The organism is Pseudomonas sp. GV085 (genome assembly GCF_003050925.1).
Classification (GTDB): domain Bacteria; phylum Pseudomonadota; class Gammaproteobacteria; order Pseudomonadales; family Pseudomonadaceae; genus Aquipseudomonas.
In genome coordinates this window covers 270,589-287,724 of sequence record NZ_QAOV01000006.1, presented here as the reverse complement: position 1 = coordinate 287,724, position 17,136 = coordinate 270,589, and the positions used below count along the sequence as shown (strand labels likewise).

Genomic DNA, 17,136 nt, shown 5'->3' with positions numbered 1-17,136 from the left:
GTCGTGGGGATACTCAATAAGAAAGCCTTGACGTGCCTGCTGCTGATCGCGAGCGCCGCAGGCACGCTTTTCAGTTTCGACGCTCAAGCCGAAGGCAACGGCGTCATCGTGCTTGATCGCACCATTCACCCAAGCCCTATCGGCCGCAGCGGCGGCAGAGATCCCAACCCCAACACTCTCAATGCCAACCCATCGGCCCGCGTCACCGGCGAACTCAGCGACGCCGACATTGCCGGGGTCACCACCGGAACGGCCCTTCGCCACAGCAACGGGCAAAGCCTGGGTGGCATGCAAGGCCTCAACGCCGTCACCAACCCCAACGGCATGCCCGGTATGTCCGTCGGCCACGGTGGTGGCAGTGGCAGCGCGATTTCCACAACCATCAATCGCGCCATGAGCAGCGGCCTCGGCTCACTGGGCAGAATGGCCGGAGGCCAATGAGATGAGTCGATCCCTGCTGTTATTTGCCCTGTTCGGCTGCACCAGCGTGATGGCCGATTCCGGCGTCAGTTCGGTGAACAACGCCACCCTCCAGGATTCCGGTACTCAATACCGCGGCAACTTCAACGTCAACCAGGCGACAGGCGATCAACAGCAGCAGGCCAACGTCCGCGCGATCGCCATGGGTACCCAAGCCGGTGCGACCACCAGTGTCAGGCAGAAAATCACCACGCCCGCCAATCCGTCGATGGATGCGACGGCCACTATCGGTGGCACCTCTTTCAGTAATGGCAATGGCGTACTGGGCGTCAATCAGGGTGCCGGGGCGAACAACCAGATGGCCAACGCCATGCGCATCAGCATCAGCGCTGCAACGCAAGCCATTGACGATAGCGCCCTTTCTCAACAGAACGTGGCGTTGTTACCGAACTCGGGAGCAACTGGCACCCAAAACGGCAGTCGCCAGGTCGTGACAAGCGACCAGGCCTTCACCGGCAGCCGGGGAGTGATCCAGGTGAACCAGAGTGCCGGGGTGGGGAACCGAATGGCTAATACCCTGAGCATCCGGGTCGCTGACTGACCCCGATGCAGTGCGATCAGGGAAGTACCAACACTTGACCAACTAAAAAGCACGGAGAAATACCATGAACCCGACAACGGCCCTCAGGCCACTGGCTTTCGCTCTGGCAGCAGTGATGGCATTCGCAGCCCAAGCGGGCGGTCCTGATGATCACGATCAGGGCAACGGACATGGCAACAACCATCAGCCTAAAGTCCCGACCCTGGAACAAGCTCTGCAAATTACAGCAGGCGCCGGGGCAGCCGTGATGGACTCGCAGGACAGCACTGACAACAGCGTATTGAACCAGGGCACCAGGAACGACGCTAAAGTCGATGACTCCCTGAACAACTCCAACGGCAACATGGGCGCCAACGTTGCAGCCGGCGACGGCAACCAACAAGACAACGCCGCCGCCATTGCCACGGCTGACGAAAGCTTCATCTTCGGCACCGCAGTCGCCGCCTCCAGCGCGACTCAGAAGAGCACCGGCAACACCGTCAAGAACTACTCCAACACCAACAACGCTACGCTCAATAACGCTGGCAATAGCGGTTCCGGCAACATCGGCATCAACGTGACCGCCGGCAACTTCAACCAACAGAAAAACAACCTGGCGATTGCCGTTTCTGGCGGGCGTGTAGCACTAGCGGCGGCAGCGGCCAACCAAAGCACGTCCGGGATGAACGTCTCCAACAACGGCAACACCACGACTGATTTCGTGACTGTGGGTGTATTCGGTCTGGCTGGCGTAACCACTCAACAAGTGATGACGCCAGATGGCTGGAAACCCCCTGTAACCAACAATACTTCGATAACAGGCTCGATGAACAACTTCTCCGGCAACGGCGGAGCCAACGTATCGTCCGGCGCAGGCAACCAGCAAAGCAACTCGCTGTCCATCGCCGCAGGCTGCAAGGCTTGCCAGTAATCGCGATCGCAATGAAAGCCCCGGCGACCGCAATGCTGTAGGAGCGAGCTTGCTCGCGATGGTCGATAACGATAACGCGTATTTACTGGGTAACCGCGGCGCTCTTGAGTCCATCGCGAGCAAGCTCGCTCCTACAAAGGGCCACATTCGCTTAACTGAACAGCATTGCCCGGCGACCGGGCTTTTCCACAGCCACAAGGCGTACCGATCATGCGTAAGACTGCCCTTTTCGCCCTGCTCTGTCTGTCTGGCCTGACCCAGGCTGCACAGATGCCGGTTGCCGCCCTGCCGGGTGGCGTGCTGGTGTACAAGCACGTGCAGAGTTTGCGTGAGCGCAAGTTCAGCGACATCGTCGAACAGAAAACCGATTTCAGCTGCGGCGCCGCCGCGCTGGCAACGATACTGCGCCAGGCCTATTGGCTCGACGTCGATGAGGAGCACATCATCAAGGGCATGCTGGTCACCGCAGACCAGGACATAGTGCGTACCCAGGGTTTTTCCATGCTGGACATGAAGCGCTACATCGAGCGCATCGGCATGCGCGCCCGGGGCTACAAGATCCCGCCGGAAAGACTCGATGCAGTGACGATTCCGGTGGTGGTATTGATGGAAATTCGCGGCTACAAGCACTTCGTGGTGTTGCAGCGGGCGGACAAGCACTGGGTCTATATCGGCGACCCCGTACTTGGACACAAACGCTACGCCCATGATGACTTTGTCAAAGGCTGGAATGGCATTATTTTCGCGATCGTCGGTCCCGGATACGACAAGACCAACGCGTTACGCAGTCCACCGGAACCGCTGACAGCCAAGAACAAGATGGATAACTTCAACCCAGTCAAAGATGCCGAATTGATGGATTTTGGTTTCATACAGAGCGACTTCTTCTAATCGCCAACAAGATGACAGGGGGCAGGATGCTCCGGGAGCAGCAAATGAAAACCTCGTATTGGGTGGTCGCAGCCTGTCTGGCAGCGAACACTTCAGGTTTTGCTGATGAGTTCAGACCCATCGAAATCAAGGACCAGGAGCTGGCCGAGCTGCGTGGCCGGTATGTGATGCCGGGGCGGGTCATCAGCTTCGGTGTTGTCATGAGCAGTACCTGGCGCAATGCCAGTGGTGATCTGATCGGAGCCTCCACCTCGATGCAGCTTCAGGCCGCAACGGTCAAACCCGAGTTCTATGTTTCAACCATCAAGCAATCTGGTCATGGCGGCTCGCCCAGGTCGGGCAGCGGTAACGTGACGGGTGGCGCTGCCCTGAGCACTTCCCGGGGCATAACCCAGGTCACACGGGCTGCAGGCGATGGCAACAGCGCAAACAACAACATCGCCATCAACGTCAAAGAAGCCAGCACGGCCCCGGCACTGGTGCCGAGCCAGGGCCAGGGCCAGGGCCAGGCGCTGATCGCCGGTCAAACCATTACCGGCAGCAATGCCGCAGGCAGTGTCGCCGTATCCGCGACGAGCGGCGGTGTTCAGATGGCCATTACCGCCAACAACAACCAGGGCTCAAGCCTGCAACAGGTCGCCCAAGGCGGGTTGCTGCAAAACACCCGGTTGTTGGGCAGCAGCAATGTGGTCGACAACATGACTCAACTCAACGTAGTGCTCAACAATAATGGACCGAGTGCGAGTGTACTGGACTGCAACCTCAATCAACTCGCCGCATTACGGACCATGGGCTATTGAACTACGCTGAGTCTGGACCATTGGGCACAAATGGACGGCTTATTTCATGTACCGATCAGTATCACTGCGTGCAGTTGTCTGCTTGAGTGCCCTACTCCCCGTGGCGATGTTGCAGGCAGCACCTGACCCGGAAATGGAGGCGCTCAAACGAGAGCTTCTGGAGTTGAAACAACGCTACGAAGTCCAGCAAAAAGCCCTGGCGGTACTGGAACAACGAATCCGCCAGGTTGAAGACCAGCCGGCTTCTCCTCCCCCTAAACGCCTGGCCAAGTCTCCAGCGGACCTGAAGGGCAATCCAAACGTCGCCACCGGCACCGGTGCGGCGGCCGCTTCAGGGAGTGCTGCCGGGGGCAGCGGCAGCTCGTATGGACAATCGCTGGCCAATGACTCACAACCGGCGCAAAGCGTTTCAAATCTGTATGACGAGGCCAGCGGATTCTTCGGCGGTGGCAAATTCAGCTTCGAAACCGGGATAACCTACTCCCGATACGATACCCGCCAACTGATCCTCAACGGCTTTCTCGCCCTGGACTCGATCTTTCTGGGCGCCATCAACCTGGACCGGATCAAGGCCGACACCTGGACGCTTGACCTCACCGGCCGCTACAACTTCAACAATCGCTGGCAGTTCGACCTGAACGTGCCGGTGGTCTACCGTCAATCCACCTACCAGTCCGGTGGCGGCAATAACGGCACCGCCAACGTCACGACTGAAGATACCGTCAAAGAAGACCCGACCATAGGTGACGTCAACTTCGGTATCGCCTACAAATTCCTCGACGAGTCGGTCAACACCCCGGATGCCGTGGTGACCTTGCGCGTCAAGGCGCCGACCGGCAAAGATCCGTTCGGCATCAAGCTGGTTCGGGTGGCCGATAACTCCAACCTGGCCGTGCCTGAATCCTTGCCGACCGGTAATGGCGTCTGGTCGATTACGCCGGGGATCTCTCTGGTCAAGACGTTCGATCCGGCGGTGCTGTTCGGCAGCCTGTCCTACACGCACAATCTGGAGGAGTCTTTCGACGACATCAGCTCCAACCCGGCGGTCAAGACACCGGGCAAAGTACGCATTGGCGACAGCTTCCAGATTGGCGCCGGTATTGCGTTCGCCTTGAACGAAAAGATGAGTATGTCGTTTTCAGTCTCTGACCTGGTGCAACGCAAAAGCAGGCTCAAGGAAGATGGCGGGGATTGGCAATCGGTGGTCTCCAGCGATGCCAACGCCGGTTACTTCAACATCGGCATGACCATTGCGGCCACCGACAACCTGACTATCGTACCCAACCTGTCCATCGGCATGACGGACGATGCCCCGGACTTTCAGTTCAGCCTGAAACTGCCTTACTACTTCTGACCCGGACAAAACCCGCAGCCATTTCAATCGCAGCGTTTTTTTGTTCAAGGCTGCGGTTCAGCGAATATGGTGCTTGTGCAACAACCGGTAGAAGGTCGGTCGCGACACACCCAATACTTTGGCGGCGACACTCAGGTTATCGCTGTGGCGGCTCAATACATCGCACAATGCCTGGCGCTCGGCCCGGCTCTTGTATTCTTCGAGGGTGCCCATCGGCGCGGCGATTGTATGCGGACTGATCAAGCCCAGATCACGGGCCTCGATCTGCCGGCCTTCGGCCAACACCAGCCCGCGACGAACGCGGTTGGCCAGTTCGCGAACATTGCCTGGCCAGTCGTGCTTGCCCATGGCAATCAATGCGTCTTCGCTGAAACTGCGTGGGCGGCGCCCGGTTTCATGGCTATAGAAATGGGAAAAGTGGTTGGCCAGCATCGCCAGGTCGCCATGGCGCTCGCGCAGTGGAACGGTCGCCACTTGCAGTACGTTCAAGCGGTAATACAAGTCTTCGCGAAAGCGTCTCTTCTCGATGGCGGCTTCAAGGTCGACATTCGTTGCCGCCAGAACCCGCACATCCACCGCAATCGGCTGACTGCCGCCCACCCGCTCGATGTGTTTTTCCTGGAGGAACCGCAACAGGTTGGCCTGCAACTCCAGCGGCAGGTCACCGATCTCGTCGAGAAACAGAGTGCCACCGTTGGCGGCTTCTATCCGTCCGATCTTGCGTTGGTGGGCGCCGGTAAATGCGCCTTTCTCATGGCCAAACAGCTCGGACTGGATCAAGTGTTCGGGAATCGCACCACAATTGATCGCAATAAAGGGTTTGCTGTGACGCTGGGACAGACGATGCAGGGTGCGTGCGACCAGTTCCTTGCCAGTGCCGCTTTCACCCCGAATCAACACCGGAGATTCGGTCGGGGCCAGTTTGTTCAACAATTTTCGCAGTTCACGGACAGGTTTGCTGTCACCCATCAATTCGTGCTCGGGCTGGTCAACATGGACCGTGCCCTGCCCACGCAATCGCGCCATGCCAAACGCCCGGCCCAGCGTTACCTGAACCCGGGACACATCGAATGGCAGGGTATGAAAGTCAAAAAACCATTCACAGACAAAGTCGCCGACATTTTGCAGGCGCAGCACTTCCTGATTGAGTACGGCTATCCACTCGGTGCCACTGCGGCTGATCAACTCCTTGACGGCTTCCGGGTGCTCAAGGTGAGAGGGCTGCAAGCGCAGCAAGCCCACGTCACAGGTTCGATCAGTGGCGTTCGCCAGCGTGCAGCTATCGACGTCCCAACCGATAGCGCGCAATCCTGGGATCAGACGATAGCAATCGTCACAGGGGTCCACCACTAATAAACGTCGTAAAGCAGGCGCATCGCTCATGACTGTTCCTTGGCGCCAAATTTAAGAAATTTTATTAAAAACAGTCATTTGGCAGACCTGACTGTAACATTAGCAAGAATTTGACAGCGTCTTGTACTGTTTGACTATAGGGACGCTGTAAAACCAGTTATAAGTTGCGATTATGTTAGTGACCTAACGACTCTTTCCTTTCATTGCGCTTTCAATGCCAGCCTCATTCTTGAGCCTATGAAATAAAGTGGAAATTTCTTTTAATTGTGTGTGACCCAAACCCCGGTTGCGGACATCAGTACAAGTAACCAGCCGAACGGTAAGCCCAACCGACGGCACATCACTTGATTGGGCATACAGAGAGAAGACCCTATGAACGCCCCGCTCCGTATCAACGAAGCACTGCTGATTGCCGACCGCGCATTCAAACCATTCAAATGCGTGGCCTGGGCCCCACAAGACGGTAATGGCGAACTCAGCCTGACCGTTATCGACCGCACCAGCACCAGCATTGGCCGCAAGCAGATCCCAAGCAGTGCCTACTCCGACCCTGAACAACTTGAACGTCTGCTGGAACAGGCCCGCGCCGAATTGAGCGAGGAAGGTTACACACTGCAGTCGTGGTCGATGCCGCACTAATCGTTTTGCGGATTACTCCGGGGTAATCCGCACCCTTCCCCCTGTCATTAGTCGGGTTGATCGTTTTCACCGATCCGCACTCATTTCCCGCACACATTCGAACTTTTGCGCACCCGGTACTTTGCAGGCTTGCCATTGGTTCGAAAAGACACTGTTGTGGCACACAACGACTCTCCGTCTGTGAGTTCTCACCATTGCGCATCTCATCATTCAGGGGTTGAATATTCTCCCTACATAGTCGCCACCCAAACTTCTGGATCAGGACGACTCGCAAGGAGATGCGGCGCATGTCAATCCGGTCCGCTTTTGCCTTCTCCGCCACCCGGAACACTCCCGGGACCCTCGATGCGACGTTTGCCGCCAACGGCAAAACCCAGGTGTTTTTCGCCGACAGCCTTTCCAGCCTCGCCAATGATATTGCGATCGATGCGCAGGGCCGCTTGCTGGTAGCCGCAAAAGTCGCCATGGCCGATGGCAGCCGCTTTGGTCTGGCCCGCTTGCTGGAGGATGGTTCCGCCGACCTCGCGTTCGGCAAGCAAGGTAGTGTCATCGGCCAATTCAAACCGGGGTTCGAAGCCATGGGCGCCAAGGTTCTGGTCATGCCCGACGGCAATATCCTGTTGGCCGGGCTGCACTACGAAAACACGCACCGCACGCTCCCGGCACTCGCCTTGCTGGATCAGCAGGGTCGCCTGGTTCAGAGCTTTGGCGATAATGGCCGCTGCGTCGTGCGATTGCCTGGCGGCCTGTCCCTGGGCATTCGTGATGCCTGGCTGCCGCCCGGTGTGCCGGGCGCGGAAGCCTGCGATGTGGACGTACAGCAAGACGGCCGGATCCTGATCCTGGCCAACCATCACTACGAACTGGCCGATCACGTGGGCCTGTTGATACGACTGGATGTCGAAGGCTCGCTGGACTGCTCGTTCAACGGTAGCGGCTTCGTGGTGGTCAGGCACCTGCTGATGAATACCTGGCTCAGCAGCCTGACGGTACAACGTGATGGCCGAATTCTGGTCGGTGGATCGATCAACTTTCCTGAAGAAGGCTTGCTGGCACGCTATCACGCTGACGGCCGTCTCGACGACCGTTTTGCCGTGGATGGATTCATGACCTTCAAAACACAAGGGCATGGCGCCCGGGTCAGTCAGGTGGTCCAGCAAAACGAAGGTGGCATCCTGTGTTTTGGCAGCAGTTGCGAGCCGATGCACTGCCTGACATTTAAAATGCACAGCGATGGCCGACCCAACAATCATTGCAACGGCGGACAACCACAGCGGCTGCAAATCGGTCACAGAGGCTGCCAGTGGATCGCCGCGCAGTTACAGCCCGATGGCTGTGTGCTGGCGGCGGGTGCAACCATCGGCGGCGTTGAAGCAGACTTCATTGTCGGGCGATACCTGCCCAACGGCCATCCCGATCGCCGCTTTGGCAAAGGCTGCGGCTGTACGCGTACTCGCCTGGGCTCCGGCCCGGATACCGCCACCTGTGTCACGGTGCAAGCCGATGGAAACATCGTGGCTGGCGGCTATTCGCTGCAGGGCAGTTACAAGGCAGTCGTCGCACGCTTTCTGGGCTAACCCGATGCGTTTTTCCTGTGCTTGATCTTCTCGCCCGCTTACGGCAACTTGCGCGCTTCTTAAAACAAGGAGCAGCCGATGTCCGGTTCAATGGCCCAGGCGTTCGCGCACAACTTTCTCGGGAACTCGCCACGTTGGTATAAGGCCTGCATCATCGGCTTTCTGATTCTCAATGCCCTGGTGCTGTGGACCGCAGGGCCGGTGGCGGCCGGCTGGCTGCTGGTGCTGGAGTTCATCTTTACCCTGGCCATGGCGCTCAAGTGTTATCCGCTGATGCCCGGCGGCCTGTTATTGATTGAAGCCCTGCTGCTGAAGATGACCACGCCACAGGCGCTGTACGACGAGTTGCTGCACAATTTCCCGGTGATCCTGCTGCTGATGTTCATGGTGGCCGGTATCTATTTCATGAAGGACTTGTTGCTGTACCTGTTCTCGCGCCTGCTGTTGGGGGTTCGTTCCAAGGCCCTGCTGGCCCTGATGTTCTGCTTTCTGTCGGCGTTTCTGTCGGCGTTCCTCGATGCCTTGACCGTGACTGCCGTGATCATCAGTGCCGCCGTCGGGTTTTACTCGGTGTATCACCGCGTCGCCTCGGGTAACGATCCGCGTCAGGACAGCGAATTCAGCGACGACAAACATCTGCCCACCCTCCATCAGGGGGATCTCGAACAGTTCCGCGCCTTTCTGCGCAGCCTGCTGATGCACGGTGCCGTGGGCACCGCATTGGGCGGAGTCTGCACGCTGGTCGGTGAACCGCAGAACCTGCTGATCGGCCATGAAATGGGCTGGCACTTCTCCGACTTCTTTACCCGGGTTGCGCCGGTATCCCTACCGGTGCTGGTTGCCGGACTGGTGACATGCGTGCTGTTGGAAAAGCTGCGCTGGTTCGGATACGGCACGCTGCTGCCGGATAACGTCCGTGCGGTGCTGGCCAACTATGCCGCCGAAGACAATGCCGAGCGCACCACACGCCAACGTGCAGCACTGCTGGTGCAAGGCGTTGCCGCATTGATTCTGATTGCCGGGCTGGCGTTTCACATCGCCGAAGTGGGTTTGATCGGTTTGATGGTGATCGTGTTGATCACCGCCTTCACCGGTATCACCGACGAACACCGCCTGGGCACAGCGTTCAAGGACGCCATGCCATTTACCGCATTGCTGGTGGTGTTTTTCGCCGTGGTTGCGGTGATTCACGATCAGCAACTGTTCGCCCCGCTGATCCACTGGGTGCTGACGCTGCCGGCGGACCAACAACCGGGCATGCTGTTCATTGCCAACGGCCTGCTGTCCGCCATCAGCGACAACGTGTTCGTGGCAACCATTTACATCACCGAAGTGAAGCGCGCCTTCATGGCGGGTGAGATGACCCGTGAGCATTTCGAGACGTTGGCCATTGCGATCAACACCGGCACCAACCTGCCGAGCGTGGCGACGCCCAACGGTCAGGCGGCGTTTCTGTTCTTGCTGACTTCGGCGATTGCGCCGCTGGTGCGCCTGTCTTACGGGCGGATGGTCTGGATGGCGTTGCCGTACACCGTGGTGATGGGCTTGCTCGGGTGGTATGCGGTGAGCTACTGGCTGTAACCCCCGGAACAAAATGTGGGAGCAAGCTCGCTCCCACAGAAGATACGTGTTATCCGAGGCGGTGCCAGACGCGGCCGTCACGGGAGAGCAACTCTTCGCCGGCCTTGGGGCCGTTTTCCCCGGCGGCATAGCCCCGCACGCTGGAATCCTGCTGCCAGGCATCCAGGAACGGTTGCACCGCGCGCCAGCCGTTCTCGATGTTGTCGGCGCGCTGGAACAGAGTCTGATCGCCCGTCAGGCAATCGTAGATCAGGGTTTCGTAGCCAGTGGACGGCTGCATCTCGAAGAAGTCCTTGTAGGCAAACCCCAGCTCGATGTTGTCCATCTTCAGGGCCTGACCGGGACGCTTGGCCAACAGGTCGAACCACATGCCTTCGTTGGGCTGGATCTGAATGCGCAAATAGGTCGGCTGCAACTCGTCGACCTCGGTATCGCGGAACTGCGCATAGGGTGCCGGCTTGAAACAGATGACGATCTCGGTGTCACGCACGCTCATGCGTTTACCGGTACGCAGGTAGAACGGCACGCCGACCCAGCGCCAGTTGTCGATCATGACCTTGAGGGCCACATAGGTTTCGGTATTGCTGTCGGGTGCGACCTTGTCTTCCTGGCGATAGCCCGGCAGTGCCTTGCCGTCGATCTGACCTGCAGTGTATTGACCGCGCACCGAGTTGGCGCGGGCCTCCTCCACCGTCCAGGGCCTGATCGCGCCGACGACCTTGGCTTTCTCGCCGCGCACCGCATCGGCACCAAACGCGGCGGGAGGCTCCATCGCCACCATCGCCAGCAACTGGAACAGGTGATTGGGCACCATGTCCCGCAGGGCGCCGGTGTGCTCGTAAAAACTGCCACGGGTTTCCACGCCGACGGTTTCGGCGGCGGTGATCTGCACGTGATCGATGTAGTGATTGTTCCAGAACGCTTCGAACAGGCTGTTGGAAAAACGGCTGACCAGAATGTTCTGCACGGTTTCCTTGCCCAGGTAATGATCGATCCGGTAGATCTGCTTTTCCGTCATCACCTTGAGCAGGCAGGCGTTCAAGGCCTCGGCCGTTTGCAGATCAGAGCCAAAGGGCTTTTCGATCACGACCCTTCTGAACGCCTCGGGGGTCTCCTCCAGCAAGCCGGCGGTACCGAGGCGGCGTGCCACTTCACTGAAGAATCGCGGTGCGGTGGCCAGGTAGAACACCGCATTGCCGGTTCCGCTGTCGGCGATTTTCGCCGCCAGCGCTTGATAAGTGCTGTCGTCCAGGAAGTCGCCCTGGACGTAGCTGATGCCTTTGGCGAGCCTGGACCAGACCGCTGGATCAAGGGTGTGGTCACCCTTGCCAGCCATCTCGTTTCGAATGAAGTCTTCAAGCTTTTGCGCAAAGCCTTCATCGCTGATGGCGTTGTGGTCAACGCCGATGATCCGCAGTCCATCCCCGAGTAGCCCGTTGCGCTTGAGGTTATACAGCGCCGGCACCAACAGACGCTTGACCAGGTCACCATGGGCGCCAAACAGGAACAGCGTCGTCGGTGGTGCGGGTTCAGCCTTGGATTTCCTGCGGATCGCATGGGTCATTTTTTCGAGGTCTCCACATGGCCGCCGAAACCGAAGCGCTGGGCCGAGAGAACCTTGTCGCCAAAGGTCCCTTGCCCACGCGAGCGATAGCGGGAGAATAGCGAATTCGACAGCACCGGCACCGGTACCGCTTGCTCCATGGCGGCTTCGATAGTCCATTGCCCTTCACCGCTGTCGGCCACGGACCCGGAGTAACCGTCGAGCTTTGGATCGCTGGCCAGGGCGTCGGCAGTCAGGTCGAGCAACCACGAGGACACCACGCTGCCACGACGCCAGACTTCGGCGATGTCGGCGACGTTCAGGTCGAAACGCTGGTCTGGCGCCAGGTTCTCGCTGTTTTTGGTTTGCAGGATGTCGAAGCCTTCGGCGAAGGCCTGCATCATTCCGTACTCGATACCGTTGTGGATCATCTTCACGAAATGCCCGGCGCCAGCGGGACCGGCGTGAATGTAGCCACGCTCGGCACGATCGTCGTCGGACTTGCGGTCCCTGGTGCGCGGGATGTCGCCCAGGCCCGGGGCCAGGGTTGCGAACAGCGGGTCGAGGCGCTTAACGGTCTCGGCATCGCCGCCAATCATCATGCAGTAACCGCGCTCCAGGCCCCAGACGCCACCGGAGGTACCTACGTCGATGTAGTGCAGGCCTTTTTCCGACAGGGTTTTCGCCCGGCGGATATCGTCCTTATAGAAGGTGTTGCCGCCGTCGATGATGGTGTCGCCGGCTTCGAGCAAGGTGCTCAGGGTGTCGATGGTTTCTTCGGTCGGTGCGCCTGCCGGCAGCATGACCCAGACCGCACGCGGCCTGTCCAGGCCGGCGACCAGCGCTGGCAGATCGGTGACGCCCGTGGAGCCGTCTGTGGCCAGGGCTTCGACAAAGGCGGTATTGCGGTCAAAAACAACGGTGGTGTGCCCGTTGAGCATCAGGCGCCGCGCAATATTGCCGCCCATGCGGCCCAGTCCAATAATCCCGAGTTGCATGTGCTGATGCTCCCTACTACAAATAAAAGTGTGTCAAAGGTTATAGCCCAACGCGACTCATGAGGTTAGTCCAGAGCGTTGGCATGAAGTTTCCGGGCATTGTGCCCGATCCTGATGGATAACGTCGGGAATCAAGCCGAAGACACAACGACCATGAAAAATAAAAAAGTTCCCTTCAGGGGCAAAAGAAATCAAAATTGGCGCCGATAGTAGATCAGCCGTTGTTTTCGAGGCGGTTCTACAGTTGAGACACGCCATTTGCGAGGTGAGCAATGGGCACAGTACACACCGCACTGCCAGCACAAACCCTTTACGTCACTATCCGTCGTGATGAATTGCGCCAGTTGAAGGACGAACGCGATCAATTGAAACAGGAGCTGGCGCAGTTGCGACTGCTGCTGCAAGCCAATCAGGTGCAGCCCCTGGCTGTGACGCAACGCGCCCCACTCGCCTGACCCCTCCTTTCAAGCGGGAGCAGTCTGCACTGCTTCCGCACCGGCTCACGCCCTGCCACCCTCGGCAAAGAAGACTGTTGGTGAAGCTGATTTCTATTTAATCGAATCAGCGGATAATGCCATTTCGACACTGCTTCATTGATTCATGGACGAAAGGCATCCGACAACTTCAGTGGGAGGCACACCATGAAACACACCACATTGATCCTCGCCGGCCTGATGGCTTTGGGCTCCGCCAGCGCTTTTGCCGAAGGTGGAGCCGAACGCATGCGCTATTACTACGAAAGCCTGCGACTGGCCCAGCAACAAGCCTTGGGCCACCCCATCCAAGGCACTGAGCTGCGGGTGCCCGATGATCAAACCGCACAAATGACTGAAACCTACAGACCGAAATGATCCGTGGACTTCTGACCGCGGCTCTGCGATCGGAGAAAACCCTCGGGCGTCCTGATGGACGCCCTTTCTTTGCCTGTCGAGTCAGAGGTTCTTGGTCCAGAACAGCATCCGTCCGTGGGCCGGGTCGAACACGCCAGCAGCGAAACCGGCTTTTTCATACGACCCCTGCGCCACGGCATTGCCTTCCAGCACTTCCAGGGTGAGCTTGCAGCAACCACGCTGACGGGCAATGTCCTCGACCTTTTGCAGCATCTTCTGGCTCAAGCCCAAGCCGCGAAATTTTTTCACCACCGACACATCGTGCACATTGACCAGCGGCCGGCAGGCAAAGGTGGAAAACCCCTCGAAGCAATTGACCAGCCCGGCCGGCTCGCCCCCGACAAAGGCCAGCACACTGAAAGCGTGGGGACGCCGGGCAAGCTCTGCCGGGAGTTGCGCCAGTACATGGGCTGGCAACGGCTGGCCGCCCCCCATCGGGTCCTCGGCGTAGTGGTTCAACACCAGACAAATAGCCTCGGCGTGCACCGGATTGGTGTAACTGGCCTGAAGCACAAGAATTTCTGCGGAGTCCATTTCCATCCTCGATCACACATGAAGTAGCCTCCAGCATGTATTTCACGCTGAAGTGCGCGCTGACCATAGCGCGAGCACCGTGGTATCGACAATCGCAACCGCAGAAATCTCTGGTGCTCAAGCGCCCCAGATCAAGGCTTCGGTCCATCCCAGTTCGGCAAAGTCTTCGGCCCGCAAGTGCGACTCACCGGCGCAGAAAAACTCGTCGAGTTGCGGTGGCTTGACCGAAGTGCCACTGAGCATGGCGTGAACCTGGCCGCGGTGATGGATCTGGTGTTCGAACAAATGGGACAGCAGGCGCAAACGGCTGTCGTGCTGTGGGGTGTCGCGGGCGATGGTCACGATTTTGCCGAGGTCGGCGTCGCGCATCTGCTCACAGTAGGCGATCAGCCGGCGGTCGACGTGGGCCTGTTCGCGAACGAGGTCCGGCGCCACGAGACAGGGCTCGTCTTCCTTGAAAAACACCTGGCAATCGGGATGCGGATCGTCGCCGCGCAGTTCGCGCTCCAGGGCGTCCACATAAAACCAGTCACAGGTGAGGATATGGTTGAGGGTGGCGCGGATAGTCGGGAAGAAACTGACCCGGGGTGCGCTCAGTTCCTGCGGGCTCAACTGACGCCAGGCCTTGGCCAGTCGGTGATTGGCCCAGGCGTTCTGATAGGCCATGGTCAGCAAATGGTGCGACAGGGGCTGATTCATGTTCGCTGCTCCCGATCAAACTTCGGCAAACCGTTGCAGTTGCATTTCCTGTAATCGACTGAGGGTGCGGCGGAACGGAAACTCCAGATATCCCTCGGTGTAAAGCGACGCCATTGGCACCCGCGCTTCAAGGTACAGCGGAACCTTGCGGTCGTAGCATTCGTCCACCAAGGCGATGAAGCGTCGCACACCGTCGTCATGCACCGACAGCTGCGGCAACTCGCGGTCCCCCGCTTCCACCCGCTCGACACCGTCCTCGGTGCCACGGGCAATGCGCCCGGCGCGTTTCTGCGCGCTGAGGTTGGGCACGTCACTCAACAGAATAGCGCTGTAGGTATCGCACAGGGCGATGAAGTCCATGGCCGCGAAGGGTTGCTCGCACAGCGCGGCGTAACGGGTCCAGAGCACGGCCGGGCTGGCCTTGATCACCTCAAGGGAACGGAAACCGACCCTGACCGACTCACTCGATACTGACTGGCCAACGCTCAATGTCTGGAACACTTCACCCAAAGCGCCGGGTTTATCGGGGTCGGCCACCCAATAACGTTGCGATCCGGCACCCGGATGCAGGCGATGGTCTTCCCCGCCATCCACTGCAATCACTTGCATATGCTGCTTGATCGCCGCAATGGCAGGCAGGAAGCGGTCACGGTTGAATCCGTCGGCGTACAACTGGTCCGGCGGCTGGTTGGAGGTGCAGACCACCACCACGCCCTGCTCGAACATCACCTGAAACAGGCGCCCGAGAATGATCGCGTCGCCGATGTCGTTGACGAACAGCTCGTCGAAACACAGCACGCGCACTTCTTCGGCCAATTCACGAGCCAGCGCCTTGAGCGGATCGGCGGTGCCGGTCAGTTGAAACGAGCGTTGGTGCACCCAGCCCATGAAGTGGTGAAAGTGTTGGCGCCGCGCCGGTACCCGCAGGCTTTGGTAGAACTGGTCCATCAACCAGGTTTTACCCCGCCCCACGGGCCCCCACAGGTATACGCCGGAAATGGGCGAACGGCCTTCATGCAGCGCTTCGTGGCATTTTTGCAGCGCCCACACGGCATATTCCTGGGCCTCGTCCTGGACGAAGCCCTTTTGTTCGATGGCGTGCTGCCAGGCGCTTAAGGGGGAATCGATAGTCATGGGCGGCAGTATGCCATTGCGCATGGAAAACGCGACCGGTGATCGGCGGTTTTGTGCAGGAAGGAAAAGCATCTTGACGCATTAGATTACTACCATCATATTTTATAGATGTCGCAAACAATCTATTAAATCCTGTCGCCAGCCCCCTGGAGTCATCCCATGCATTACAAAGTCTTCGGTCGTAAAACCGGCTTGCGTGTTTCCGAACTGGCCCTGGGCGCCGGTAATTTCGGTACCGGTTGGGGCCATGGCGCCGAGCGTGACGAAGCAAAACGCATTTTTGAGGGTTATCGGGAGGCCGGCGGCAACTTCATCGATACCGCCAACGGTTATCAGGGCGGGCAGTCCGAGGCCATGCTCAGCGAGTTCATCGCCGCAGAACGGGATAGCCTGGTCATCGCCACCAAATACACCCTCGGGACTACACCCGCGGCCGGCATTTCCCACACTGGCAACAGTCGCAAGAACATGGTGCGCGCCGTCGAAGAAAGCCTTAAACGCCTGAAGACCGAGCATATCGACCTGTTCTGGGCCCACATGAGCGATGGCGTCACGCCCATGGAGGAGATCCTGCGCGGCTTCGACGACCTGGTCAGTGCCGGCAAGATTCATTACGCCGGGCTGTCGAACTTCCCCGCGTGGCGCATCGCTCGCGCCGACCTTTTGGCCGAGGTGCGCGGTTTTGCGCCGATTGCCGCGATCCAGGTCGAGTACAGCCTCGCTGAACGTACTGCTGAGCGTGAGCAACTGCCGATGGCCGAGGCCCTGGGTCTGGCCGCGACCTTGTGGTCGCCGCTGGGTGGCGGCTTCCTCACCGGTAAGTATCGCAACAGTGAAGGCGACAACCGCGCGAACAAACTCGGCGTGCTGATTCATGCCGAAAAAAGCGCCCGGGAAACCGCCCTGCTCGACGCCTTGATCAGTGTTGCCGCAGAACTGGACGCCAGCCCGACCCACGTGGCCATTGCCTGGCTGCGGGAACAGGCCAAACGCTCGACCACGGCGCTGATTCCGATCCTCGGCTCCCGGACCCGGGAGCAACTGGATGCCACGTTGGGCGCGCTGAATGTGCAGTTGAGCACCGACCAACTGGCACGACTCGATGGCGTCAGTGACGTGGCCAAAGGCGTACCGCATGAATCCATCAGCGGTTCATCCGCGCGCTTCAGCGGTGGCCAGATCCTCGACCTGCCAATCATTCCGGTGGCCTGA

Annotated in this window: 18 protein-coding genes; 12 read left to right on the top strand and 6 right to left on the bottom strand. The window is 59.0% G+C overall.

The annotated features are described in order from the left end of the window. Positions 1-3 precede the first annotated feature (3 nt). From C8K63_RS15505 to C8K63_RS15475, 6 genes are all read left to right on the top strand, one after another. Positions 4-441 carry a hypothetical protein gene (locus C8K63_RS15505; RefSeq protein ID WP_108217502.1) on the top strand — a complete coding sequence of 146 codons (438 nt, stop codon included), beginning with the start codon at positions 4-6 and terminating at the stop codon, positions 439-441. Position 442: 1 nt separating this feature from the next. Next, the gene (locus tag C8K63_RS15500) at positions 443-1,021 is read left to right on the top strand and encodes an adhesin (protein ID WP_108217501.1); all 579 of its coding nucleotides are present in this window, start codon (positions 443-445) and stop codon (positions 1,019-1,021) included. 64 nt (positions 1,022-1,085) lie between these two features. After that, positions 1,086-1,931, top strand: a complete 846-nt coding sequence (locus C8K63_RS15495; RefSeq protein ID WP_108217500.1) for a heme utilization protein — start codon at positions 1,086-1,088, stop codon at positions 1,929-1,931. A 210-nt stretch (positions 1,932-2,141) separates the two neighbouring features. Then, positions 2,142-2,822 (top strand): C39 family peptidase, encoded by a 681-nt coding sequence (locus C8K63_RS15485; RefSeq protein ID WP_108217498.1) that lies wholly within the window; start codon positions 2,142-2,144, stop codon positions 2,820-2,822. A 26-nt stretch (positions 2,823-2,848) separates the two neighbouring features. Continuing rightward, positions 2,849-3,622 (top strand): hypothetical protein, encoded by a 774-nt coding sequence (locus C8K63_RS15480; protein ID WP_108217497.1) that lies wholly within the window; start codon positions 2,849-2,851, stop codon positions 3,620-3,622. A 46-nt stretch (positions 3,623-3,668) separates the two neighbouring features. Then, entirely contained in the window at positions 3,669-4,976 is a 1,308-nt protein-coding gene (locus C8K63_RS15475; RefSeq protein WP_108217496.1) for a transporter, read from the top strand. Positions 4,977-5,033: 57 nt separating this feature from the next. Here the strand turns inward: C8K63_RS15475 and C8K63_RS15470 are convergent, their stop codons facing one another. Beyond that, entirely contained in the window at positions 5,034-6,359 is a 1,326-nt protein-coding gene (locus C8K63_RS15470) for a sigma-54 dependent transcriptional regulator (RefSeq protein ID WP_108217495.1), read from the bottom strand. 342 nt (positions 6,360-6,701) lie between these two features. On the opposite strand from C8K63_RS15470, the gene C8K63_RS15465 reads away from it, so the two are divergent. From C8K63_RS15465 to nhaB, 3 genes are all read left to right on the top strand, one after another. Then, the gene (locus tag C8K63_RS15465) at positions 6,702-6,968 is read left to right on the top strand and encodes a hypothetical protein (RefSeq protein ID WP_108217494.1); all 267 of its coding nucleotides are present in this window, start codon (positions 6,702-6,704) and stop codon (positions 6,966-6,968) included. Between the two features lie 287 nt (positions 6,969-7,255). Then, a complete protein-coding gene (locus C8K63_RS15460) occupies positions 7,256-8,545 on the top strand; it encodes a hypothetical protein (protein ID WP_108217493.1) in 1,290 nt (429 codons plus the stop codon). A 78-nt stretch (positions 8,546-8,623) separates the two neighbouring features. Beyond that, a complete protein-coding gene (nhaB, locus tag C8K63_RS15455) occupies positions 8,624-10,126 on the top strand; it encodes a sodium/proton antiporter NhaB (protein ID WP_108217492.1) in 1,503 nt (500 codons plus the stop codon). A 49-nt stretch (positions 10,127-10,175) separates the two neighbouring features. Here nhaB and zwf read toward each other — a convergent pair whose 3' ends face one another. After that, on the bottom strand, positions 10,176-11,690 hold the full coding sequence (zwf, locus tag C8K63_RS15450) for a glucose-6-phosphate dehydrogenase (RefSeq protein ID WP_108217491.1): 1,515 nt from the start codon (positions 11,688-11,690) through the stop codon (positions 10,176-10,178). Next, complete coding sequence (gnd, locus tag C8K63_RS15445; RefSeq protein ID WP_108217490.1) at positions 11,687-12,667, bottom strand: phosphogluconate dehydrogenase (NAD(+)-dependent, decarboxylating); 981 nt, start codon at positions 12,665-12,667, stop codon at positions 11,687-11,689. The genes zwf and gnd overlap by 4 nt, the downstream gene beginning before the upstream one ends. Before the next feature lie 272 nt (positions 12,668-12,939). Between gnd and C8K63_RS15440 the strand changes: the two genes are divergently transcribed. Next, the gene (locus C8K63_RS15440) at positions 12,940-13,122 is read left to right on the top strand and encodes a DUF6026 family protein (protein WP_108217489.1); all 183 of its coding nucleotides are present in this window, start codon (positions 12,940-12,942) and stop codon (positions 13,120-13,122) included. Positions 13,123-13,308: 186 nt separating this feature from the next. Beyond that, on the top strand, positions 13,309-13,518 hold the full coding sequence (locus C8K63_RS15435; protein ID WP_108217488.1) for a hypothetical protein: 210 nt from the start codon (positions 13,309-13,311) through the stop codon (positions 13,516-13,518). An 81-nt stretch (positions 13,519-13,599) separates the two neighbouring features. Here the strand turns inward: C8K63_RS15435 and C8K63_RS15430 are convergent, their stop codons facing one another. The 3 genes from C8K63_RS15430 to zapE form a co-directional block, all read right to left on the bottom strand. Beyond that, a complete protein-coding gene (locus tag C8K63_RS15430; protein WP_108217585.1) occupies positions 13,600-14,091 on the bottom strand; it encodes a GNAT family N-acetyltransferase in 492 nt (163 codons plus the stop codon). Positions 14,092-14,208: 117 nt separating this feature from the next. Then, on the bottom strand, positions 14,209-14,790 hold the full coding sequence (locus C8K63_RS15425) for a DinB family protein (protein ID WP_108217487.1): 582 nt from the start codon (positions 14,788-14,790) through the stop codon (positions 14,209-14,211). 15 nt (positions 14,791-14,805) lie between these two features. Then, positions 14,806-15,924: a cell division protein ZapE gene (zapE, locus tag C8K63_RS15420; RefSeq protein ID WP_108217486.1), complete on the bottom strand. Its 1,119-nt coding sequence runs from the start codon at positions 15,922-15,924 to the stop codon at positions 14,806-14,808. Positions 15,925-16,083: 159 nt separating this feature from the next. On the opposite strand from zapE, the gene C8K63_RS15415 reads away from it, so the two are divergent. Beyond that, positions 16,084-17,136 (top strand): aldo/keto reductase, encoded by a 1,053-nt coding sequence (locus C8K63_RS15415; protein ID WP_108217485.1) that lies wholly within the window; start codon positions 16,084-16,086, stop codon positions 17,134-17,136.